Annotated in this window: 23 protein-coding genes; 13 read left to right on the top strand and 10 right to left on the bottom strand. The window is 72.2% G+C overall.

The window, feature by feature from the left end; translation table 11 throughout:
- Positions 1-9: 9 nt before the first annotated feature.
- The 3 genes from JYK18_RS04970 to JYK18_RS04960 all read right to left on the bottom strand — a co-directional run bounded on the left by JYK18_RS04970 (position 10) and on the right by JYK18_RS04960 (position 1,564).
- Complete coding sequence (locus tag JYK18_RS04970; protein ID WP_206800980.1) at positions 10-936, bottom strand: hypothetical protein; 927 nt, start codon at positions 934-936, stop codon at positions 10-12.
- The gene (locus JYK18_RS04965) at positions 936-1,142 is read right to left on the bottom strand and encodes a heavy-metal-associated domain-containing protein (protein ID WP_206800979.1); all 207 of its coding nucleotides are present in this window, start codon (positions 1,140-1,142) and stop codon (positions 936-938) included. The genes JYK18_RS04970 and JYK18_RS04965 overlap by 1 nt, the downstream gene beginning before the upstream one ends.
- Positions 1,143-1,282: 140 nt before the next feature.
- On the bottom strand, positions 1,283-1,564 hold the full coding sequence (locus tag JYK18_RS04960) for a metal-sensitive transcriptional regulator (protein WP_153029523.1): 282 nt from the start codon (positions 1,562-1,564) through the stop codon (positions 1,283-1,285).
- Positions 1,565-1,741: 177 nt separating this feature from the next.
- Here JYK18_RS04960 and JYK18_RS04955 point away from each other — a divergent pair, with 177 nt between their 5' ends.
- The 3 genes from JYK18_RS04955 (at position 1,742) to JYK18_RS04945 (ending at position 5,275) form a co-directional block, all read left to right on the top strand.
- Positions 1,742-2,500, top strand: coding sequence for an ABC transporter ATP-binding protein (locus tag JYK18_RS04955; protein ID WP_206800978.1), 759 nt, complete (start codon positions 1,742-1,744; stop codon positions 2,498-2,500).
- A complete protein-coding gene (locus JYK18_RS04950) occupies positions 2,500-5,007 on the top strand; it encodes an ABC transporter permease (protein WP_206800977.1) in 2,508 nt (835 codons plus the stop codon). The genes JYK18_RS04955 and JYK18_RS04950 overlap by 1 nt, the downstream gene beginning before the upstream one ends.
- Before the next feature lie 61 nt (positions 5,008-5,068).
- Complete coding sequence (locus JYK18_RS04945; protein ID WP_206804432.1) at positions 5,069-5,275, top strand: hypothetical protein; 207 nt, start codon at positions 5,069-5,071, stop codon at positions 5,273-5,275.
- Positions 5,276-5,280: 5 nt separating this feature from the next.
- On the opposite strand, the gene JYK18_RS04940 is transcribed toward JYK18_RS04945, so the two are convergent.
- The gene (locus JYK18_RS04940; RefSeq protein ID WP_206800976.1) at positions 5,281-6,063 is read right to left on the bottom strand and encodes an IclR family transcriptional regulator; all 783 of its coding nucleotides are present in this window, start codon (positions 6,061-6,063) and stop codon (positions 5,281-5,283) included.
- A gap of 88 nt (positions 6,064-6,151) precedes the next feature.
- Between JYK18_RS04940 and hutH the strand changes: the two genes are divergently transcribed.
- From hutH to hutI, 5 genes are read left to right on the top strand one after another with little or no spacing between them, the layout of a single operon-like run.
- A complete protein-coding gene (gene hutH, locus JYK18_RS04935; protein ID WP_206800975.1) occupies positions 6,152-7,690 on the top strand; it encodes a histidine ammonia-lyase in 1,539 nt (512 codons plus the stop codon).
- Positions 7,687-9,339: a urocanate hydratase gene (gene hutU / locus JYK18_RS04930; protein ID WP_206800974.1), complete on the top strand. Its 1,653-nt coding sequence runs from the start codon at positions 7,687-7,689 to the stop codon at positions 9,337-9,339. The genes hutH and hutU overlap by 4 nt, the downstream gene beginning before the upstream one ends.
- Positions 9,336-10,535, top strand: coding sequence for an allantoate amidohydrolase (locus JYK18_RS04925; RefSeq protein ID WP_206800973.1), 1,200 nt, complete (start codon positions 9,336-9,338; stop codon positions 10,533-10,535). Before hutU ends, JYK18_RS04925 begins: the two co-directional genes overlap by 4 nt.
- Positions 10,532-11,839 carry a formimidoylglutamate deiminase gene (locus JYK18_RS04920; protein WP_206800972.1) on the top strand — a complete coding sequence of 436 codons (1,308 nt, stop codon included), beginning with the start codon at positions 10,532-10,534 and terminating at the stop codon, positions 11,837-11,839. Before JYK18_RS04925 ends, JYK18_RS04920 begins: the two co-directional genes overlap by 4 nt.
- Positions 11,824-12,969 (top strand): imidazolonepropionase, encoded by a 1,146-nt coding sequence (gene hutI / locus JYK18_RS04915; RefSeq protein ID WP_206800971.1) that lies wholly within the window; start codon positions 11,824-11,826, stop codon positions 12,967-12,969. The genes JYK18_RS04920 and hutI overlap by 16 nt, the downstream gene beginning before the upstream one ends.
- Here hutI and JYK18_RS04910 read toward each other — a convergent pair.
- Together JYK18_RS04910 and JYK18_RS04905 are read right to left on the bottom strand one after the other, a co-directional pair.
- Entirely contained in the window at positions 12,954-13,724 is a 771-nt protein-coding gene (locus JYK18_RS04910; protein ID WP_206800970.1) for a hypothetical protein, read from the bottom strand. The genes hutI and JYK18_RS04910 overlap by 16 nt on opposite strands.
- Positions 13,721-13,933 carry a hypothetical protein gene (locus JYK18_RS04905; RefSeq protein ID WP_206800969.1) on the bottom strand — a complete coding sequence of 71 codons (213 nt, stop codon included), beginning with the start codon at positions 13,931-13,933 and terminating at the stop codon, positions 13,721-13,723. The genes JYK18_RS04910 and JYK18_RS04905 overlap by 4 nt, the downstream gene beginning before the upstream one ends.
- A 43-nt stretch (positions 13,934-13,976) precedes the next feature.
- Between JYK18_RS04905 and JYK18_RS04900 the strand changes: the two genes are divergently transcribed.
- From JYK18_RS04900 to JYK18_RS04885, 4 genes are read left to right on the top strand one after another with little or no spacing between them, the layout of a single operon-like run.
- On the top strand, positions 13,977-14,690 hold the full coding sequence (locus tag JYK18_RS04900) for a dienelactone hydrolase family protein (RefSeq protein WP_206800968.1): 714 nt from the start codon (positions 13,977-13,979) through the stop codon (positions 14,688-14,690).
- A gap of 1 nt (position 14,691) precedes the next feature.
- Positions 14,692-15,936: a glycosyltransferase gene (locus JYK18_RS04895; RefSeq protein WP_206800967.1), complete on the top strand. Its 1,245-nt coding sequence runs from the start codon at positions 14,692-14,694 to the stop codon at positions 15,934-15,936.
- Positions 15,937-15,983: 47 nt separating this feature from the next.
- Complete coding sequence (locus JYK18_RS04890; protein ID WP_206800966.1) at positions 15,984-17,552, top strand: sensor histidine kinase; 1,569 nt, start codon at positions 15,984-15,986, stop codon at positions 17,550-17,552.
- On the top strand, positions 17,549-18,202 hold the full coding sequence (locus JYK18_RS04885) for a response regulator transcription factor (RefSeq protein WP_206800965.1): 654 nt from the start codon (positions 17,549-17,551) through the stop codon (positions 18,200-18,202). Before JYK18_RS04890 ends, JYK18_RS04885 begins: the two co-directional genes overlap by 4 nt.
- Here JYK18_RS04885 and JYK18_RS04880 read toward each other — a convergent pair.
- Positions 18,175-19,305 (bottom strand): FAD-dependent monooxygenase, encoded by a 1,131-nt coding sequence (locus JYK18_RS04880; protein WP_206800964.1) that lies wholly within the window; start codon positions 19,303-19,305, stop codon positions 18,175-18,177. The two genes, JYK18_RS04885 and JYK18_RS04880, sit on opposite strands and share 28 nt — an antisense overlap.
- Before the next feature lie 57 nt (positions 19,306-19,362).
- On the opposite strand from JYK18_RS04880, the gene JYK18_RS04875 reads away from it, so the two are divergent.
- The gene (locus JYK18_RS04875; protein ID WP_206800963.1) at positions 19,363-19,911 is read left to right on the top strand and encodes a TetR/AcrR family transcriptional regulator; all 549 of its coding nucleotides are present in this window, start codon (positions 19,363-19,365) and stop codon (positions 19,909-19,911) included.
- Here JYK18_RS04875 and JYK18_RS04870 read toward each other — a convergent pair.
- The 3 genes from JYK18_RS04870 to JYK18_RS04860 are packed head-to-tail and all read right to left on the bottom strand — an operon-like array spanning position 19,885 to position 22,090.
- A complete protein-coding gene (locus tag JYK18_RS04870; RefSeq protein WP_206800962.1) occupies positions 19,885-20,637 on the bottom strand; it encodes an ABC transporter permease in 753 nt (250 codons plus the stop codon). The two genes, JYK18_RS04875 and JYK18_RS04870, sit on opposite strands and share 27 nt — an antisense overlap.
- Complete coding sequence (locus tag JYK18_RS04865; protein WP_206800961.1) at positions 20,634-21,182, bottom strand: phosphatase PAP2 family protein; 549 nt, start codon at positions 21,180-21,182, stop codon at positions 20,634-20,636. Before JYK18_RS04865 ends, JYK18_RS04870 begins: the two co-directional genes overlap by 4 nt.
- Positions 21,179-22,090 carry an ABC transporter ATP-binding protein gene (locus tag JYK18_RS04860; RefSeq protein WP_206800960.1) on the bottom strand — a complete coding sequence of 304 codons (912 nt, stop codon included), beginning with the start codon at positions 22,088-22,090 and terminating at the stop codon, positions 21,179-21,181. The genes JYK18_RS04865 and JYK18_RS04860 overlap by 4 nt, the downstream gene beginning before the upstream one ends.
- Positions 22,091-22,110 lie beyond the last annotated feature (20 nt).

Raw genomic sequence — 22,110 nt, 5'->3', positions numbered from 1 at the left:
GTCGTTTCCTTAGCCGTGGGAGTGGCCGTGGCCGTCATCGCCGGAGGGTGCCGGTGCCGCCGGGGCGGCGCCGCGTGCCTCGACGGTGAACTCGGCCGTGCGGACCTTGCCGCCGTGCTGGAAGTCCAGGAACAGGCGGTAGGTGCCGGGGGAGGGGACCTCGGTGTGGAAGTCGATGGACGGCCCCGCGCCCGCGGTCTCGTCCGGGTGGACGTGCAGGTAGGCGAGATCGCCGCCGCGCAACGCCACCAGGTGGCCGTAGGCGCCGAGGTAGGGCTCCAGATCGGTGACCTCGCGGCCGTCCTTGGTGACGGTCAGCCGCACCTTCGACGACCGCCCGGCCACCAGGTCGCCGTCCAGGCGCACTCGGTAACCGTCCACTTCGGACTCGGTTGCCGGCGGGTACCAGGCGGGCTGGTAGTCACCCGGCGCGGACAGGTCGGCACCGAGGGTGGTGGCCGGTCCGCCGGTCGGCTTGAAGTCGGCGTACATCCGGTAGCTGCCCGCCTGCGGCAACCCGAGCTGGATCCACCAGGTGCCGTCCGCGGCGAGCTGGGGGTGGAGGTGCTGGAAGCCCGCGGTGTCGCGGCGCACCAGGATCAGGTGCAGGAGCTTCTCGTGCTCCACGTCGAAGGCGGTCACCGGGGTGCCGCCGGGGCCGAGCACGCGGAAGGTGAACGGCTGGGTGGTGCCGGTCGGCAGGGTGGTGGTGGACGGCACCAGGGTGTAGCCGTTGAGCGAGCTGGCCAGCCCGCCGGGCAGCTCGGCGGCTGCTCCGGCGGGCTCGGCCGCCTCGGGCGAGTGCGCGTCCGAATGCTCCGCCGCCGGTGCCTCCGCGGCGTTGATCGGCCCGGCGGCCCCGCCGACCGCCCAGGCGCCCCCGGCGACCAGGACGAGCGCCGCGCCGTACGCGGAGAGCTTCGCGGCGGTGTTCATCAGCTCGCGACCGCGTAACCGGCCTCGTCGACGGCCGCGTGCACGTCGGCGTCGTCGATGGCGTTCTCGCTGGTGACGGTGACCGCACCGCCGGCGAGGTCCACGTCGACCTTGGTCACGCCGCTGATCTTGGCGACCTCTTCGGTCACGGACCGGGCGCAGTGCTCACAGGTCATCCCGGTCACCGCGTAGGTCGTCTCGGTCATCTTCGTGCGTCCTTTCCGGTGGGTGTGCGCTCGCTCCCGAATCTATACCCAAGGGGGGTACCGTGTCCAACGGGGTCCGCTCACCGGGAAAAGCGAAGGGCCCCGTCACCGTCTCCGGTGCGGGGCCCTGGTGGCGTACTTCAGGAGCGCACGAGCCGCGCGATCGCCTCGGAGGCCTCCTTGACCTTCGCCTCGGCCTCCTTGCCGCCCGCCGCGGCCGCGTCCACCACGCAGGTGGAAAGGTGCTCGTCGAGCAGTTCGAGGGAGAACGCCTGCAGCGCCTTGGTCGCGGCGGAGACCTGGGTGAGGATGTCGATGCAGTACTTGTCCTGCTCGACCATCCGCTGCAACCCGCGGATCTGGCCCTCCACCCGGCGCAGCCGCTTGAGGTACGCCTCCTTGTCGCCGCTGTAGCTGGCCATTTCGCACCCCTTGGCTCGATCGTGTCGTCTCGGACCATGGTACCCAACCCGGGTATGGGTGGGGGCCACCGAACGGGCGGGGTGGGGAAAACCCCACCCTGATTGTGCCCGTACACCCCATGGTTCCGGTCGCGCCCGCTCGACATGCTCTTTGAGCAGCAAGGAAGCGGAGGGGACATGAACCAGGAAGTGGTCCGCCTGACCTCGGTGGTCAAGACCTACGGCGGCGAGCGTAACCGCGTCGTCGCACTGGACGGGGTAACGATCGGATTTTCACGGGGCAGCTTCACCGCGGTGATGGGGCCGTCGGGGTCGGGCAAGAGCACGTTCCTGCACTGCGCGGCCGGGCTGGACCGGCCGACCTCCGGCTCGGTGGTGCTGGACGGCCACGAGCTCAGCGGGATGAACGAGGTGGCGCTGACCCGCCTGCGCCGGGAGAGCGTCGGCTTCGTGTTCCAGGCCTTCAACCTGCTGCCCGCGCTGAACGTGCTGGAGAACGTGACGTTGCCGCTGCGCCTGTCCGGCAAGAAGCCGAACCGCGCGGCGGTCGACGCGATCATCGAGCGGGTCGGGCTCGCGTCCCGGCGCAAGCACCTGCCGGGTGAGCTGTCCGGCGGTCAGCAGCAGCGCGTGGCGATCGCCAGGGCGCTGGTCAGCAGGCCCGCGGTGCTCTTCGGCGACGAGCCGACCGGTGCGCTGGACACGCAGACCTCGCTGGAGGTGCTCGGCCTGCTGCGGGAGTCCGTGCGGTTCGCCGGCCAGACCGTGGTGATGGTCACCCACGACCCGGTCGCCGCCTCGCACGCGGACCGGGTGATCTTCCTGGCCGACGGCCGGGTCGCCGACGAGCTGTTCGAGCCGACCGCCGAACTGGTCGCCGAGCGCATGACGCACCTCGGCGCGTTCGCCGCGGCGGGGGCCGGGGTGCACGGCTGATGTTCCGGCTCGCCACGCGCATGCTGCGCTTCCGCAAGGGCGGGTTCGCCGCCTCGTTCATCGCGTTGTTCTTCGGCGCCGCCATCGTGCTCGCCTGCGGTGGCCTGATGGAGACCGGGATCCGCAGCGCGGTCCCACCGGAGCGGCTGGCGGCCGCGCCGATCGTGGTCACCGGTGACCAGCTGTTCGACCTGCCGAGGTCAGCCACGCCCGACGAGGACGGCGACCGGGACGCGGACACCGGTGTGCTCTCCGAACGCGTCCGCGTCGACGCCGGACTGGTCGCGAAGATCGACCAGGTCCAGGGCGTCGAACGCGCCCTGCCGGACGTCACCTTCACCGTCCACGACCACGGCCGCCAGTTCGACGGCCACGGCTGGAGCTCCGCCGTGATCGCCGGGAACGCGCTGGTCACCGGCAGTGCGCCGGCCAAGGCGGGGCAGGTCGTGCTGCCCGCCGACGCCGGTCGCCAGGCGGGTGACGTGGTCGAACTGGCCGTGCGCGGGAAGGTCGAGCGGTTCACCGTGACCGGGTCGACCAGTGCGCCCGCCGCCTTCTTCACCGACACCGAAGCCGGTCGCCTGCTGGGCAAGGCGGGGGCCGTCGACGCGATCGCCGTGCTGGCCGCGCCGGGTACCGACGTGGAGGCGCTCCGCGAGCGGGTCGACAAAGCGATCAGCGGCGCGTCCGCGGTGGCGCTGACCGGGGACGAACGCGGGCGCGCGGAGTTCCCGAAGGCGGAAGAGGGCGGCACCGGGCTGATCACGCTCGCCGGGGTCTTCGGCGGCCTGGCCACCACGGTGGCGATCTTCGTGGTCGCCTCCACGCTGGGGCTGTCCGTGCAGCAGCGGGCGCGGGAACTCGCGCTGCTGCGGGCCATCGGCACCACGCCGGGGCAACTGCGGCGGATGGTGCTCGGCGAGACGATGGTGGTCGGCGTCCTCGCCACCGCGCTGGCCTACTTCCCCGGGCAGCTGCTCGGGCGCTTCCTCTTCGACCAGCTCGCCCAGCGCGGGGTGGTGGTCGAGCAGATGGTCTTCCACCAGGGCTGGATCCCGATGGTGAGCGCGGCCGGGGCCGGTTTGCTGACCGCGTTCGGCGCGGCGTTCGTCGCCGGTGGCCGGGCCGCGCGGGCACGGCCGACCGAGGCGCTGGCCGAGTCGGCGGTGCCGCGGCGCTGGCTGAGCGCGCCCCGGCTGATCATCGCGCTGCTCTGCCTGGGCGGCGGGACCGCGCTGGTGATCATCACCTTCACCGTGATGACCGGGCCGATCGCGGCGAGCACCGCCGGGCCGACGGTGATGCTGTGGGCGATCGCGCTGGCGCTGCTCGGGCCGGGCATCGCGCGGCTGGCCATCGCCCTGCTCGGCTGGCCGCTGCGTGCGCTGACCGGGCTCAGCGGGCGGCTCGCCCTGCTCAACGCGAAGAACCGCCGGATCAGGATGGCCGCCGCGATCACCCCGATCATGCTGGCCAGCGGCATGGCGCTGTCGATGATCTACCTCCAGACCACGCAGAGCGCGGCCGGCGAGCGCGCGTTCAGCGAGCACCTGCGGGCCGACTCGGTGCTCGCGTCGACCACCGGCGGGTTCGACCCGGCGCTGGTCGACGAGGTCGCCGGGCGGCCGGGGGTGGCCGGGGCGTCCGCACTGGTCACCAGCTCCGGCTTTGTCACCGACTTCGACGACGGCTGGCAGGACGAGGAAGGCCTGCCGCTGCAGGGCGTCACCGCCGAGGGCGCGGCGCAGACGATGGCGGTGCCGTTCACCTCGGGCAGCGTCGGCGATCTGCGCGGCAACACCATCGCGCTGCCTGCCGCGTTGGCCGAATCGGTCGGCAAGTCCGTCGGCGAAACGATCACTCTCCGTTTCGGGGACGGTGCCACGACCGAGGTACGCATCGCCGGATTGGTCGGCGGACGAGCGGGCTACGAAGTGGGCCTGGTGCCCGCCGCGCTGCTCGCCCCGCACACCGACGCGGGCACCGTGCCGCAGATCCTGGTGAAGGCCGAACCGGGTGCCGACATCGCGTCGGCGGTGGCCGGGCTCGGCCAGCCGGGGCTGGTGGTCGCCGACCGGGCGACGGTCACCGCGGCGAACGCCGAGCAGCAGGACGTCGGCGCGGTGATCAACTACCTGCTGGTCGCGATGATCGTCGGCTACACGGTGATTTCCCTGGTCAACACCCTGGTGCTGGCCACGGCCGAGCGGCGGCGCGAGTTCGCGCTGCAGCGGCTGGTCGGCTCGACGCGCGGGCAGGTGCTCCGGATGACCGCGGTGGAGGCCACCCTGGTCGCGGTCGCCGGGATCGTGCTGGGCGGATTCGTCTCGCTGACTTCGCTGGTCCCGTTCAGCTTGGTGATCAGCGACACGCCGGTGCCGGACGGGCCGATCGGGGTGCTGCTGGCGGTGGTCGGCGGAGCGGCGGCGCTGGCGCTGCTGGCCACGCTGGTGCCCGCGTGGTTCGCGCTGCGGGCGCGGCCGGTCGAAGCCGCTGTCGCTCCGTGATCAAGCTCATGTCATGCTGATGGGGGACACGCGATCGAGCGTGGCCGGAAGAAGGTGCCAGATGACCTGGGCAAGGCATGGCAGCGTCACCGACCCGGCGGCCGACACGAGCTACCTGGCCGGAGTCAAGGCGGAGGAGAAGATCCACCGCGACGTTCAGGAAGGCAGAGCCGCGCGCACGGTCGCGCAGCACTCCTCCGACGCGAGGGAATGCGCGGAACTACTCGAAATGCTCGGCATCCCGGCCGAGGCGGGCAGACGACACTAGGTGGTTCACGCGCCGCCGATGCGTGAGGTGAGTTCCGCGGCGGTGCGCCCGACCTCTTCGGCGATCCCCGGCCAGTCCTGACCACAGGCACCGGCCGGGGCGTCGCACAGGTGCCGGAAGGTCACGCTGATCGCGGCGAGCGGGCGGTGACCGTGGTCGAACACGGGGTGCGCCACCGAGGCGAACCCCGGTGTGACGTGCCCGTCTTCGACCGCCCAGCCGCGGCGGCGCTCGGCGTTCAGCGTGGTGCGCAGCTCGGCGAGGGTGCGCGGGCCGCGGTCGGTGCGCCGGACGAAGGCCGCCGCCGTCGGGAACAACGCGCGGACGTGCGCGGTCGGCAGGTGCGCCAGCATCGCGCGCCCGCTGGCGGTGAGCTGCGCCGGCAGCCGGACGCCGACGTCGGTGACCAGGGTTTCCGGCCGCGCCGGGCGTTCCTTGATCAGGTACAGCGCCTCACCGCCGTGCAGGATGCCGAGGTGCGCGTTGTGCTCGACGCGGTCGACGAGCTTGCGCAGCAGCGGGGCGGCGAGGCGTTCGAGCGGGTCGTGGCGCAGGTAGGCGGAGCCGAGTTCGAAGGCGGCGATGCCGAGCCCGTACCGCCGGTCGTCGGGCAGGTGTGTGACAAAACCGGCGGCCACCAGTTCGGCGAGCAGGTGGTAGGTGGTGGACCGGGGCAGCCCGAGGTCGCGCGCGATGGCGCCGGCCGAGACCGGGCCGGGGCGTTCGGCCAGCGCACGCAGGATGCCGAGGCCGCGCCGGAGCGCGGGGACGTCGGAACTGGTGCCCATGCGCACCCCTCCCTGCTGTCTGGGATTCCAGACGGAACCACTCGATCACCGATTTTGCCCGCCCGCGCGCCGGGGTCCAATGGCAGGCATGCCGGAAACTGTGCACCTGGGCGCGGACCCGCTGCGGGCGGAGCAGGTCGTCGCGGTCGCGCGCGGCCGCGCGGCGGTCGAACTGACCGAGTCCGCGCGGAAGAGCCTCGCCACCGCCCGCCAGCACATCGACGCGCTGGCCGAAGCCACCCAGCCCACCTACGGGGTGTCCACCGGATTCGGCGCGCTCGCCGTCCGGCACATCCCGGTCGAGAGCCGCGTCGCGCTGCAACGCTCGCTGATCCGCTCCCACGCCGCCGGCGCCGGGCAGCCCGTCGAGACCGAGGTCGTGCGCGCGCTGATGCTGTTGCGCCTGCGGACCCTCGCCAGCGGGTACACCGGCGTCCGCCCGGCCACCGCTGACACCCTCGCCCGCCTGCTCAACGCGGGCATCACCCCGGTCGTGCCGGAGTACGGCTCGCTCGGCTGCTCCGGTGACCTCGCGCCGCTGGCCGCGGTCGCGCTGGCGCTGATGGGCGAGGGCGAAGTGGTGCACGACGGCCAGGTCGTTCCGGCGGCGCAAGCGCTTGCGTCGGCCGGGATCGAGCCGGTGGTGCTGGCCGAGAAGGAAGGCCTCGCGCTGACCAACGGCACCGACGGCATGCTCGGCATGCTGTTGCTGGCCTGCGCGGACCTGCGCCGCCTGTTCGACCTCGCCGACATCACCGCGGCGATGAGCATCGAGGCCCTGCTGGGCACCGACCGCCCGTTCGCCGCCGATCTGCAGGCGTTGCGCCCGCACCCCGGGCAGGCCGTTTCGGCGAGTCGCATCCACGCCGCGCTCGCCGGGTCCGGCATCGTGGCCAGCCACCGCGGGCCGGACTGCACGCGCGTGCAGGACGCCTACTCGCTGCGGTGCGCGCCCCAGGTGCACGGCGCCGCCCGTGACACGCTGACCCACGTCGAACTGGTCGCCGAGCGCGAGCTGGCGTCCGCTGTGGACAACCCGGTGGTGCTGCCGGACGGCCGGGTCGAGTCGAACGGCAACTTCCACGGCGCGCCGGTCGCCTACGTGCTCGACTTCCTGGCCATCCCGGTCGCCGACCTGGCCAGCATCGCCGAGCGCCGCACCGACCGGATGCTCGATGTGGCCCGTTCGCACGGGCTGCCCGCGTTCCTCGCCCACGACCCCGGCGTGGACTCCGGGCACATGATCGCCCAGTACACCCAGGCCGCCGTGGTCAGCGAGCTGAAGCGGCTGGCCGTTCCGTCCTCAGTGGACTCCATTCCGAGCAGCGCCATGCAGGAGGACCACGTTTCGATGGGCTGGAGCGCGGCCCGCAAGCTGCGCAAGGCGGTCGACGGCCTGCGGACGGTCCTGGCCGTCGAACTGCTGACCGCCGCCCGCGCGCTGGACTTCCGGTCTCCGCTGGAGCCGGCCCCGGTCACCGCCGCGGTGCGCGATCTGCTGCGCACCCGCGTGCCCGGCCCCGGCCCGGACCGCCACCTGGCCCCGGAGATCGCCGCCACCGAAGAACTCATCGCCTCGGGTGCTGTCACCGAGACGATCAACGCCACCTTGGAGGGAAGCCGATGAGCAGGACCGTGCGCGCCGCCCGCGGTACCGCGCTGACCGCGAAGAACTGGCAGAGCGAAGCCGCGCTGCGGATGTTCCACAACAACCTCGACCCCGAGGTGGCCGAGCGGCCGGAGGACCTGGTGGTCTACGGCGGCACCGGCAAGGCGGCCCGCGACTGGGCCAGCTTCGACGCGATCACCCGCGGGCTGACCACTTTGGACCAGGACGAGACGCTGCTGGTGCAGTCGGGCAAGCCGGTCGGGGTGTTCCGCACGCACGAATGGGCGCCGCGGGTGCTGATCGCCAACTCCAACCTGGTCGGCGACTGGGCCACCTGGCCGGAGTTCCGGCGGCTGGAGCAGCTCGGGCTGACCATGTACGGCCAGATGACCGCGGGTTCGTGGATCTACATCGGCACGCAGGGCATTCTCCAGGGCACCTACGAAACCTTCGCCGCGGTGGCGAAGAAGAAGTTCGGCGGCTCGCTCAAGGGCACGCTGACCGTCACCGCCGGTCTCGGCGGCATGGGTGGCGCGCAGCCGCTCGCGGTGACCATGAACGACGGCGTCGCGCTGGTCGTCGAATGCGATCCCGAGCGGGCCCGCCGTCGCGTGGAAACCCGGTACCTGGACGAGATCGCCGACGATCTGGACGACGCGATCCGCCGGGTCACCACGGCGAAGAAGGACCAGCGCGCGCTGTCGGTCGGGGTGATCGGCAACGCCGCCGAGGTGCTGCCGGAGCTGCTGCGCCGGGGTGTCGAGGTGGACATCGTCACCGACCAGACCTCCGCGCACGACCCGCTCGCGTACCTGCCCAAGGGCATCGCGGTCGACGACTGGGCCGACTACGCGGCCAAGAAGCCCGACGAGTTCACCGATCGCTCGCGCGAGTCCATGGCCGACCACGTGGACGCCATGCTCGGCTTCCTGGACGCGGGCGCGGAGGTCTTCGACTACGGCAACTCGTTGCGCGGTGAGGCGAAGCTCGGCGGCTGCGACCGCGCCTTCGACTTCCCCGGCTTTGTGCCCGCCTACATCCGGCCGCTGTTCTGCGAGGGCCAGGGCCCGTTCCGCTGGGCCGCGCTCTCCGGCAACCCGGAGGACATCGCCGCCACCGACCGCGCGATGCTGGAGTTGTTCCCGGAGAACGAATCCCTCGCGCGCTGGATCCGGCTGGCCGGGGAACGCGTTGCCTTCCAAGGACTTCCGGCGCGGATCTGCTGGCTCGGCTACGGCGAGCGGCACCTGGCCGGGCTGCGGTTCAACGAGATGGTGGCCAGCGGCGAACTGAGCGCGCCGGTGGTGATCGGCCGCGACCACCTCGACTCGGGCAGCGTCGCGTCGCCGTACCGGGAGACCGAGGCAATGGCCGACGGTTCCGACGCGATCGCGGACTGGCCGCTGCTGAACGCCATGGTCAACACCGCGTCCGGCGCCAGCTGGGTGTCGATCCACCACGGCGGTGGCGTCGGCATGGGGCGGTCCATCCACGCCGGGCAGGTCTGCGTGGCCGACGGAACCGCGCTGGCCGGGCAGAAGATCGAGCGCGTGCTGACCAACGACCCCGGCATGGGCGTGATCCGGCACGTCGACGCGGGCTACGAGCGCGCGGCCGAAGTCGCGGGCGAGCGCGGCGTGCGGGTGCCGATGAAGGAGGCCGAATGACCGCGTCCGGGCTGCTCGACCGGATCATGGACGTCGGCCGGGACCGGGCGCGTGGCGGGTATTCGCGGCACGCGTTCGACCCGGCCGAGGCCGAGCTGCGCGAGTGGTTCACCGCGGAGGCGGGCTGGCTCGGGCTCGACGTGGAGACCGACCGCAACGGCAACATCTGGGCCTGGTGGGGCACCCCGGGGCCGGACGCGACGGTAACCGGCAGCCATCTCGACTCGGTTCCCGGCGGCGGCGCGTTCGATGGCCCCCTGGGGGTGGTCAGCGCACTCGATGCCGTCGGGATCTTGCAGCGCAAGGGGTTCACGCCGGGGAAGCCGTTCGCCGTGGTGGTGTTCGCCGAGGAGGAGGGCGGCCGGTTCGGCGTGCCGTGCCTGGGCTCGCGGCTGCTCACCGGATCGATCGACCCGGACAAGGCGCGGGCGCTGCGGGACCCTGACGGCACGACTCTGGCCGACGCGGCGTTGCGGGCGGGGTATGACCCGTCGCGGTTCGGGCCGGATCAGGAGGCGCTGTCGCGGATCGGGCGGTTCCTCGAACTGCACGTCGAGCAGGGGCGCGGGCTGATCGACCTGGACTCGCCGGTGGCCGTCGGCAGCACGGTGATCGCGCACGGCCGATGGCGGTTCTCCTTCCGTGGTCAGGGAAACCACGCGGGCGCGACGTTGCTGACCGACCGCCGTGACCCGATGCTCCCGGCCGCGGCCGCCGTCGCCGCGGTGCGCCGGATCGCTTCCGGGGTGCCGGACGCGCGGGCCACGGTCGGCCGATTGGTGCCGACGCCGGGTGGTACGAACGTCATCGCCTCCACTGTGGACCTGTGGCTGGACGCGCGGGTGCCGGGCGCCGGGTTGACCGAGTCGCTGGTCGAGGAGATCGCCGGTGCGGCACGGGAAGCGGCTGCTGAGGAAGGTTGCTCGGTGACCGTGTCGAAGGAGTCCTATTCGGACACGGTCGCCTTCGACGGTGGTCTGCGCGACCGGCTTTCCGGTGTGCTGGGCGGGGTTCCGGAGTTGCCGACCGGGGCCGGGCACGACGCGGCGATCCTGGCGCCGCACGTGCCGTCCGGCATGCTCTACGTGCGGAACCCGACCGGGATCAGCCATTCGCCGGAGGAGTTCGCCGAGGCGGCGGACGTCGACCACGGCGCGCGGGCGCTGGCCGACGTGCTGGAGGACCTTTCGCGATGACGGCGTTCTGGTGCGAGCGGGCGTGGTTGCCGGACGGGGTGGCCGAGAACGTGCTGGTGGAGGTGTCCGACGGGCGGATCGAGTCGGTCACCCCGGGTTCTTCGCGTGCCGGAACGGTCCTCAACGGACTTACTGTGCCGGGTATGGCGAATGGGCATTCGCACGCTTTCCACCGGGCTCTGCGCGGCCGCACGCACCACGACCGCGGGACGTTCTGGACCTGGCGTGAGCGGATGTACGCGCTCGCCGAGCGGTTGGACCCGGACAGCTACTACCGGCTGGCGCGCGGGGTCTACGCGGAGATGGTGCTGGCCGGGTTCACCAGTGTCGGTGAGTTCCACTACCTGCATCACGCGCCGGGCGGGAAGCCTTACGCCGACCCGAACGCGATGAGCCACGCGCTCGCACGGGCCGCGGTGGACGCCGGAATCCGGCTGACCCTGCTCGACACCTGCTACCTCGCCGGGGGTTTCGGGGTCGAACCGGGTGCGCACCAAGTGCGGTTCAGCGACGGTGACGCCGATGGCTGGGCGGTGCGAGCGGGGGCGTTCCAGCCTCCGAGCGAGTTCGTCCGGGTGGGGGCCGCGGTGCATTCGGTGCGTGCGGTACCCGCTTCGCAGCTTCCGGTGGTGGCCGAGTGGGCGGGGGAGCGGCCGCTGCACGTCCATCTGTCCGAGCAACGCGCGGAGAACCAGGACTGCCTGGCGTACCACGGGAAAACCCCGACGGCCCTGCTCGGAGACGCCGGGGTGCTGGGGGAGTCGACGGTCGCCGTGCACGCCACGCACCTGACCGACACCGACATCGGGCAGCTCGGCCGGACGCGGACGCGGGCGTGCTTCTGCCCGACCACGGAACGGGATCTCGGCGACGGGATCGGGCCGGCGCGGGAACTCGCCGACGCCGGGGTTCGGCTGAGCCTGGGCACGGACAGCCACGCCGTGGTGGACGCGTTCGAGGAAACCCGGGCGCTGGAACTGAACGACCGGTTGCGCGCGGAAGCCCGCGGTCGGTTCACTGTGGACGAACTGCTGGACGCGGCCACCGATCACGCCGCCATCGGCTGGGACGAATGTGGTCGGCTGGTACCGGGTGCGGCGGCGGACTTCGTCACGGTGGACCTGGGTTCGGTGCGGACCGCGGGGTGCGAGCCGTCGGGCGTGTGGTTCGCCGCGTCGGCGCCGGACGTCACGGAGGTGGTGGTGGGCGGTCGGTTTGTGGTGCGCGCGCGGGCGCACCAGTTGATCGAGCGGCCCGAGGCGGAACTGGCTGAGGAGATGGGAAACCTGTGGCGAGCACACTGATCACCGGCATTTCCGAGCTGACCACCAACACCGGTGAGAAGCAGCGGGACGTCTCGGTGGTGATCGAGGACGACCGGATCGCGTGGATCGGGCGGGGTGCGCCCGAGGCCGATTCACGGGTCGACGTCGGTGGCCGCGCGGTGCTGCCGGGGTGGGTGGACAGCCACACGCACCTGGTCTTCGCCGGTGACCGGACCGCCGAGTTCGAGGCGCGGATGGCCGGGAAGGCTTACAGCGCGGGCGGAATCGCGGTCACGGTGGAGGCGACGCGGGCGGCTTCGGATGCTGACCTGGCGGCGAACCTGGCGCGGCACGCCGACGAGGCGGCTCGGCAGGGCACGACCTGTTTGGAGACGAAGACGGGGTACGGGCTGAGCGTCGAGGACGAGGAGCGCTCGGCTCGGCTGGCCGGTGCCGTGGCGGACGAGGTGACCTTCCTGGGGGCGCACCTGGTGCCGCCGGGCGCGGATGCGGAGTCCTATGTGGACTTGGTGTGCGGGCCGATGCTGGACGCGGTGGCGCCGCACGTGCGGTGGGCGGACGTGTTCTGCGAGACCGGCGCTTTTGACGAGGAGCAGACGGGCCGGGTGTTGATGGCGGCTGCTGCGAAGGGGCTGGGGCTGCGAGTCCACGGGAACCAGCTGGGGGAGGGGCCCGGGGTTCAGCTGGCGGTGTCGCACGGGGCGGCGAGCGTGGATCACTGCACGTATTTGTCGGCGTCTGATGTGGACGCTTTGGCGGGGTCGTCGACGGTGGCGACGTTGTTGCCCGCCTGCGATTTGTCCACGCGGCAGCCGCTGGCCCCGGCTCGGCGGTTGCTTGATGCCGGTGCGGTGATCGCGTTGGCGAGCAATGCGAACCCGGGAAGCTCGTACACGACTTCGATGGCTTTCTGCGTGGCTACGGCTGTGCTGCAGATGGGCCTCTCGATCGACGAAGCCGTCTGGGCCGCGACGGCTGGTGGGGCACGCGCCTTGCTCCGGGACGATGTGGGGTATGTGCGGGAGGGGGCGCGGGCGGATCTGCACGTGCTGGACGCGCCTTCGGTGACGCACTTGGCTTATCGGCCTGGGGTGCCGCTGACGTGGGCAGTGTGGCGACGCGGAGTCCGAAGTCAAGCCTCCAGGTAGTGCAGGACGCCCATTTCTGCCGCCTTTTCGCGGGCTCGGGCGACGGAGGCCTTGTCCAGGCGGCGCAGGGCACCCGCCAGTAACTCCCGGTCACCGTTGCCGATGTGGGTCAGGAGGTCGAAGGTCGGCACCCACAGGTCCAGTTTGGCGGCCGCGGCGGCCAGGCCGTCGAAGCGCGTTTCCGGCAGTAGTTCGACCACCTGACCCACGCGGGCCTTGTCGTCCAGGACAAAGGCGGTGTGCAGCAGGGCGGCATCGTGCAGCACCACCAAGGCCGCTTCGACCGTCTCGTCCGGGAGGTGGCCGACGAACCGGCCGATGGTGATCCAGTCCTCGCGGTCCACCAGTTCCGAGGCGATCTCCAGGATCCGCTGCCTGGGCATCCGCGCGATGATCTCGCTGACGCGGCGCGGGTCCAGTTCCACCGCCACGTCGGCCAGGAAGGCCGTGCTCAGCCGTTTCGCCACGTCGACGGCGCGTTCCGCCTCCATCACGCCGGCGATCCGCGCGCACAACATCGGGCCGTAGACGCGTTCGGCGATCTTCGCGGTCACGGCGCTCGGCAGCAGTTTGCTCGCCGCCGCCATCCGGCGGAGCATCGGCAGGTTGGCGTCGAACAGCACGTCGGTCATCCGCTCGCGCAGGCGCCGGAGTTCCCTGGCGTCCAGCCTGGCCAAAAAGGACAGGCGCTCGTCGTTGGCGTCCAGCAAGCGGGCCAGTTTCAGCACTTCCGCCCGGCTGTCCAAGGTGGTCACAGGCCCACCACCCGCCGCACCGCGCCGCGCAGCAGGGCGGGCACGTACTTCAGCCCCTCCTCGGCCGCTCTGGCCAGCGCCGCCGACTGACGCCGGCGTGCCTCGCCGAAGGCATCGGCTAGTTCGGCCTGCTCGGCCTCGGACAGGGAGTCGATGCCCGCGGGGAGGGAGCCGCCCAGGTGCTCGGCGAGGCTGCGCTTCGTTGCCATCCCCGCATCATGCCGGATCGCGACCGGGTTTACCGTCGAACTCATGGCACCGGAGATCGAGACTTCGACCATCACCGTCGGCCCCCTGTCCGCCTACCTCGCCCGCCCGGCGGGCGGCAGCGAGAGCGGCATGCTGCTCCTCCCGATGATCACCGGCATCGGGGAGCAGGTCCGCGAATACGCCCACCAACTCGCCGAACGCGGTGTCACCGCGCTGACCTGGGACGTCTGGCACGGCCCCAGCAGCGACGACACCCCGATCGAACGCCTCCAGGAACTGCTCGCCGAACTCGACGACGAGACCGCGCTCGCCGAGCAGACGCGACTGCTCGACCACCTGCTCGGCGAACTCGGCTGCGCGAAGGCCGGGGTGATCGGCTGGTGCCTCGGCGGCCGGTTCGCGCTGATCCTGGCCGGGCGCGACGAACGCCTGGTCAACGCGGTCGCCTACCACCCGACCGTGCCCGGCGAGACCCCGCCGAACCACACCGTGGACGCGATCGCCCATTGCGCGCGGATCAAGGCACCGGTGATGATGCTGTACCCGGGCGCCGACTCCCTCGTCCCGCCCGAGCGCTTCACCCAACTGCAGTCCGCGCTCCAGGGGCGCGAGAGCGGAGCGAGCATCATCCACCACTACCCGGGCGCCGAACACGGGTTCAGCAACCGCACCCGCCACGGCAACGAGGTCAACGTGCGCGCCTACCAGCTCTCCTGGCCGCAGGTGCGCGACTTCGTCGGCGTGACCACCGCGTGAGATGGACGCGCTGCTGCTGACCTACGGGTCCCAGGGGGATGTGCAGCCGTTCCTCGCGCTGGCCGGGGCCCTGCGCGCGGCCGGGCACGGCGTCCGGCTCGCCGGGCCCGCGCGCTCGGCGAAACTGGCCGGTGACCTCGACTACCACCCGATCACCGACGCGCTGATCGAGGTCGTCGACACCGACGAGGTCCGCCGGGCCAGGGACAGCGGCAAGGGCGCGGGCGCGGTCGCCAAGTCCCTGCAGGCGGTCAAGGCGGCGGCCCGGGAAGCACTGGACGACAGCTGGTCGGCGGCGGCCGACGGCGCGGACGTGGTGGTGCACCACCCGATCACCGCCGGGCACCACGTCGCCGAAAAGCTGGCTGTGCCGTCGGTGCTGGCGTCGTTGTTCCCGACCAACGTGCCGACCGGCGAGTTCCCGTGCGCGACCGCGCCCGTCCGCCTGCCGAAGGCGCTCAACCGCCTGACCTACCGCCTCGACGGCCTCGCCGGACTCGCCTTGCGCGGCACCATCGACGACTGGCGTGGCTCGCTCGAGCTACCGAAACGCCGTGGCCGCCACGACTTCCTCCGCGACCCGCGCGGCGAGCACGTCACCGTGCTGAACGCGTTCAGCAGGCATGTCGTGCCGCCGCCCGCCGACTGGCCCGAGTCGGTGCACACCACCGGTTACTGGTTCCTCCCGGCCGATCCCGGGTGGACCCCGCCCGCCGAGCTGACCGCGTTCCTCGACGCGGGTGAGCCGCCGGTGTGCGTCACCTTCGGCAGCCTGGTCGGTGCCGATCCGGCGAAGACCGCGCGCACGGTGCTCGCCGCCGTCCGCGAGGCCGGGGTGCGCGCGGTGCTGGTCGCCGGCTGGGGCGGGCTGCGGGTCGACGAGGTGTCGGACGACGTGCTGGTGGTCGACCAGGTGCCCTACGACTGGCTGTTCCCGCGCGTCGCCGCGGTGGTCAGCCACAGCGGGGCGGGCACCAGCTCGGCGGCGGCCGCGGCCGGACGCCCGCAGGTCGGGATCCCGATGGACGTCGAGCAGCCGATGTGGGCCGCCCGCCTGCACGGTCTCGGCGTCGGGCCGGCGCCCATCCCGTACGGCGAGCTGGCGCAGGCCCCGCTCGCGGCGGCCCTGCGCGCGGTGACCGGCGAACCCGCGTACGCGAGGCGGGCCGCCGAACTGGGTGAACTGATCAAGGCCGAGGGCGGTGCGGCCGACGCGGTCGCGGTGCTCGAACGCCGGATCGGTTGACTTTCGGCAGTGTTGCGGGCCGCGCGGCGGCCAGTAGCGTTCGCGGCGTGCGGGACGAGAAACGCGGCAGGTGGGAGCGGCTGCTCGCCGTGGTCGTCTGGGTGCTGCTGTGCGCGCTGGTGACCTACGAGAGCCGGACCGCGGAGGTGCCGGTCGAGCTGGTCTGCGGGCTGCTCGCGATCACCGTCACGATGGCGACGGCGTGGCGGTGGCCGCTGGTCGCGCTGGCGGTGGCCTGCGTGTCGGGGGTCGGCGTGCTGTTCAACTTCGGTGGCCGGGTGCCGCTGTGGCCGATCCTGCTGATGATCGTGGCCGGGTTCTTCGCCGGGCGCCGGGCCGGGGAGCTGAAGCCCGCGCTGCTCGTCTTCGGCGGGGCCGCGCTGGCCGGGTTGCCGGTCGCGGTGGTGGTCAGCGAGGACGTGCTGGCCGGCTGGGGCGCGATGGTGGCCACGATGGCGTGCGCGGCCGGCTTCACCTGGCAGATGGGCCGGTACTTCAAGCTGCGCGAGGACCTGGTCCGCAACGGCTGGGAGCGGGCCGAGCAGCTGGAGACCGAACAGCGGATCGTCGCCGACGAGGCCCGGTTGCGCGAGCGCGCGCGGATCGCCGCGGACATGCACGACTCCCTCGGGCACGAGCTGAGCCTGCTCGCGCTGCGGGCTGGTGCCCTGGAAATGGCGCCCGAGCTGTCCGAACGACGGCGCGCGGAGGCGGGGGAACTGCGCCAGAGCGCGGGCGTGGCCACCGAACGGCTGCACGAGATCATCGGCATGCTGCGCGAGGACGCGACCGCGCCGATGGAACCGGTCGGCGAGGACATCGCCGCGCTGGTCGAGCGGGCGAGGGCGTCCGGCCTGCGGATCGACGCCGAACTGGCCCCCGCCGAGGACGTGCCGCCGATGGTCGACCGCGCCGCCTACCGCGTGGTGCAGGAGGCGCTGACCAACGTCGCGAAGCACGCGCCGGGTGCCGCCGCCGAGGTCCGCGTCCAGTACACCGACGGCGAGACCGTCGTGTCGGTGCGCAATGATCCGCCGCCCGCCGGGCCACTGCCGGGCCGTCCTGGCGGCCGTCGCGGGCTCACCGGCCTGCGCGAGCGTGTCCGGTTGGTGGGCGGGTCGCTCGAAGCCGGTCCGGGCCCGCGCGGGTTCGAGGTGCGCGCGCGGCTGCCGCACGACGCCGCGCCCACGGCCGACAGCACGGCGACCGAGGCCGAACGCTCCGAGGCAGCCCGCGCGCTGGACCTGGGGCGGCGCAAGGCGAACCGCACGCTGCTGGTCGGGCTCGGCGTGCCGGTCTCGTTGCTGGCCGTGTTCAGCGGGATCAGCGCGGTCTTCTACACCCACGACTGGGTCACCTCGAAGCTCGATGCGCCGGCGTTCTTCGGCATGGAACTGGGGCAGCAGCGCGCCGACCTGGTCGCCGTGCTGCCGTCGCGGCAGAAGCAGTACCGCGCGCGGCTGCCGGAGCCGCCGGTGCCCGAGGGCGCGGTCTGCGAGTACTACGGCACCGACGAGGGTCTGCTGGAGTTCAGCGACCACGCGTACCGGCTCTGCTTCGCCGGTGGCAGGCTGGTCGGCCGGGACTTGATCGCCGATGAGGGGGAACAGCGTTGATCCGCGTGCTGGTGGCCGACGACGAGCCGATGATCAGGGCCGGGGTGGCCGCGATCCTCGCGTCGGACGAACAGATCGAGGTGGTGGCCGAGGCGGCCGACGGCCGGGAGGCGGTGGAGCGCGTGCGCTCGGTGCGGCCCGACGTCGCGCTGCTGGACATCCGCATGCCGAACCTCGACGGCCTGTCCGCCGCCGAGGAGGTCCGGCGGCTGGTGCCGGAAACCGCGGTGATCATGCTGACCACCTTCTCCGAGGACGAGTACATCGGCCGCGCGCTGGCCGCCGGGGCCGGTGGGTTCCTGCTGAAGTCGGGTGATCCGCGGGAGCTGGTCGCCGGGGTGCGCGCGGTCGCGGACGGGGCCGCGTTCCTCTCGCCGAAGGTGGCCCACCGGGTGATCGCCCAGCTCTCCGGCGAGCGCCTCAGCCGCGCCGCCGCGGCCCGCGAGCAGATCACCGCGCTGACCGACCGCGAGCGGGAGGTGCTGGCACTGGTCGGAGCCGGAATGTCCAATGCGGACATCGCGGGCAAGTTGTTCGTGGTGGAGGGCACGGTGAAGGCCTACGTCAGCACGATCCTGAGCAGGCTGGGCGCGAAGAACCGGGTGCAGGCCGCGATCGTGGCCTACGAGGCCGGGCTCGTCGGCGACTGAACTCCGATGTGCGGCGGTGTCCAGTCGGACATCTTGATCGAACCCCGCACGCTCAGGCTCGCCGGTAGCAACCGGATCAGCGTGTTGCGTGCCCGTACGGCGAGCGGATTCTCCAACTGCTGCCCGAACTTGCCCATCTTCGCCGAGTTGCGGGCGATGCGCTGGCTGCGCGGACGGCGTTCGCGGTCGTAGTGCGCGAGCACGGATGCCACGTCGTCGTGGCGCGCGGCGGCCGCGGCCAGGACCACAGCGTCCTCAATGGACTGACAGCCGCCCTGGCCGAGGAAGGGCTGCATCGCGTGGGCGGCGTCCCCGAGCAGCGCGACGTTGCCGCCGACGTAGGACGGCAACGGCGTACCGAGCCAGTGGATGTCGTGGTGCAGTAAGGTTTCCGTGCGTTCGACCAGCGCGGGTACTTGCGACCGCCAGCCGGTGAAGCGGTCGAGCAGGTACGCCTTCGGATCGTCCACAGTGGTCCCTTCGCGGGCGCTCACCGCGGCGTACCAGTACACGTCCCCGCCGGCGAGCGGGACCACGCCCAGCTCGACGCCCGGCCCCAGGGTGACGCCGAGCTGGACGTCGTCGGTGCGGGCGGTGACACCGCGGAAGGCGGTCGTCCCGCTGTAGACCGGGGCCGGGTGGCCGGGGTGGAGGTCACCGCGGAGGCGGCTGTGGATGCCGTCCGCGCCGACCACCAGATCCGCGTCCAGCCCGGCGGCCGATTCGACGGTGGTGCCCGGCTCCAGGCAGTCCTCCGGGAGTGCGGCGAGCAGCAGTTCAAGCAGGTGGGCGCGGTGGATGCCGACCAGCGGGCGGCCCAGCGTGCGTTCGAACACCGAGGCGTCCCACCGGGTCAGCCAGCGCCCGTCCTGGTCGAGCAGGCCGCCCGAGGCCTGCGGCGTGAGCAGCGGGCCGAGCCGCGGGCCGAGGCCGAGTTCGGTGAGCGCCCGCAGTGCGTTCGGCCACAGGCTGATCCCGGCCCCGACCGCGGTGAAGCGCGGCGCGCGTTCGAGCACGCGCACCCGCCAGCCCGCCTTGCGCAGCCCGATCGCGGCCGCCAGCCCGCCGATCCCGCCACCGACCACCACCGCCGTGCCGCGCATGATCTACTCCTCTACGTCTGTAGTGACGAATACTCTACACCTATAGAGGGAGGTCCGATGGAACGCGTCGCACTGCTCGGGGACGCCGCGATCGAGGTGCTGGCCGAGCACGGCATGCGCGGGCTGACCCATCGCGCGGTCGACACCGCCGCCGCCGTGCCCGCCGGTTCCACCTCGTACTACGCGCGCACCCGGGAGGCGCTGCTGGAGCTGGCGCTGACCCGGATGGCGGAGCTGGACACGGGCGACCTGCCGGAGGCTCCCGATTCGGTGGCGAAGCTCACCGCGGGCTTCCTGCACGCCGCCATCACCACCGGTCGCACCCGCACGCTCGCGCGGTACGAGTTCGCGCTGGAAGCCACCCGGCGCCCGGCGCTGCGCGAGATCTACGACCGGATCGGCGCGCGGTACCGGACCCAGCTCAAGGCGACCATGGTGGCGCTCGGGTCCTCCGATCCCGAACGCCACGCGCGCCTGATGATGGCCTGGTGCGAGGGCGTCATGTTCGACTCGCTCGCCGGCACCGGCGCGGCCGACCCGCCCAGCCTGGCCGAACTGGAGCGGTCCAGCGAGGAAGTCCTACGCGGCATCGCGCTTGCGGAATAACGCCTGGCCGAGCGCGAGCGCCCCGGCCGACCAGATCGCGCAGATCGGCAGCCCCAGCCAGGCCGGGTAGGGCGTGGGCATGCCGAGCACCGGGCTCACCCCGGACACCATCGCGTTCGTGCCCGCCAGGCCGGGGAAGAAGTGCACCACCTCGTCCAGTCCGAGCCCGCCGATCAGGATCGGCACCATCAGCAGGATCAGCGTGACCACCGTGATGGTGCCTGCCGTGCTGCGCAGCGCCGTACCGACACCGAGGCAGAAAAGGCTCAACAGCGCGAAATAACCACCGGTCGCCAGCGTGGTCTGCAGAACGCCACTCAGTGAAGTCGGGGTTCCGTACCCGTCGATCAGCGGCACCGCGATCGCCAACCCGACGCCCGCGCAGACCAAGCCCAGCAGGAACGACACCGGCGCCAGCACGGCCGCCTTGGCCAACAGCACGCCGCCGCGCCGGGGCAACCACTGCAGCGTCGAGCGGATCGCACCGGTGGCGTACTCGCTGGTGATGACCAGCGTGGCGAGCGTGACCACGGCGAACTGCCCGAGGTAGAAGGTGCCGCCGACGATGGCGCCCTGCGCGGACAGTTCCTCGTCGCCGCCGAGCCGGACCGAAAGCGCGGCCAGCCCGGCGTACCCGATCATCAGCGAGACCGTGGCGGCCACGCTCCACCAGGTCGACCGTACGGAGTGGAACTTGGTCCATTCGGCGTGGATGGCGGGGTTCATCGGCTGCTCCTCGAATAACTGGGGACGCGCTCGCGGAGCGGCAGCACCACGGCGAGTGCGGCCACCGTGCCGAGCCCGATGCCGGCGAGCACGTCGTGCGGGTAGTGGACGCCGACGAACACCCGTGAGAACCCGGCGAAGGCGCCGAGCAGCAGGGCGAGTCCGGCGGTGCCGGGGTGCCGACGCCACAGCGTCAGCAGTCCGACGGCGATGGTGGTGGCGATGACCGTGTGGTTGCTGGGGAACGACCAGTCGCCGACCGGCGGGCACTGCTCCAGCGCGACCGCCGAACCCCGGCACGGGCGGTCCTGCGTGACGAGCACCTTCAGCAGTTCGCTGAGCAGGTAGGCGAGCACCGTGGCCACCGCGGTGAGCAGGATCGACACCAGTACCAGGCGGTCGTTCCTGGCGCGCCAGAGGAGCAGGGCCGAGAGCGCCATCAGCGCGAGGATGGCACCGTTCGTGCCGACCTCGAACAGCGCCTGGACCAGCCACGGGCTGTCCGCGGCGACGCCGGTGATCAGGTCGTAGAGCTCCTGGCTCACGCGTGCACCCCGTACTCGACCGAACTCGCGGTCAGCTCCATGTACGCCTGTTCCAGCGAGGCGGTGCGTTCGGCCAGCCCGTGCAGCAGCACGCCGAGTTCGTGGGCGACCTCACCGACGCGCTGCACCGTGGCGCCGTGCACCACCAGCTCGACCGGAAGGTCCTCAATGGACAGTCCGTCGGCACGCAGGCGCGCGGAAAGCTGCTGCCGGTCGGTGGCCCGCGGGACCCGCACCACCACCGCGGTGCGGGAGTTGCCCGCGATGAACTCCGCGACCGGGGCGTTCGCCAGGAGCTTCCCCTTGCCGATCACCACCAGGTCGTGCGCGGTCAGCTGCATCTCGCTCATCAGGTGGCTGGAGACGAAGACCGTGCGGCCTTCGTCGGCCAGCGAGCGCATCAGCTGCCGCACCCAGCGCACCCCGTCGGGATCGAGGCCGTTCACCGGTTCGTCGAACATCAGCACGCCGGGGTCGCCGAGCAGCGCGCCCGCGATGCCGAGCCGCTGCCCCATGCCGAGCGAGAAGGCGCCCGCGCGCTTGCCCGCCACGTCGGTCAGCCCGACGGTGGCCAGCACCTCGTCGACCCGGCGGTCCGGGATGGCGTTGCTGCGGGCCATCGCCAGCAGGTGCCAGCGCGCCGTCCGGCCGGGGTGCAGTGCCTTCGCGTCGAGCAGGGCGCCGATCTCGCGCAGCGGGTGGCGCAGCTCGCGGTACGGCTTGCCGTTGACCAGCGCGTGGCCCCCGCTCGGGTGGTCGAGCCCGAGCACCATCCGCATGGTGGTGGACTTCCCGGCGCCATTGGGGCCGAGGAAGCCGGTCACCCGGCCGGTTGCCACGTCCAGGCTGAGGTGGTCCACCACGGTCTTCTCGCCGTAGCGCTTCGTCAGGCCGCGAAGCGTGATCATGTTTCCTCCCTTGTCCGGCA

Origin of the sequence: Amycolatopsis sp. 195334CR, assembly GCF_017309385.1 — a bacterium.
In the GTDB taxonomy this organism is placed as follows: Bacteria; Actinomycetota; Actinomycetes; order Mycobacteriales; family Pseudonocardiaceae; genus Amycolatopsis.
This window is presented reverse-complemented; position numbering and strand designations above follow the sequence as displayed.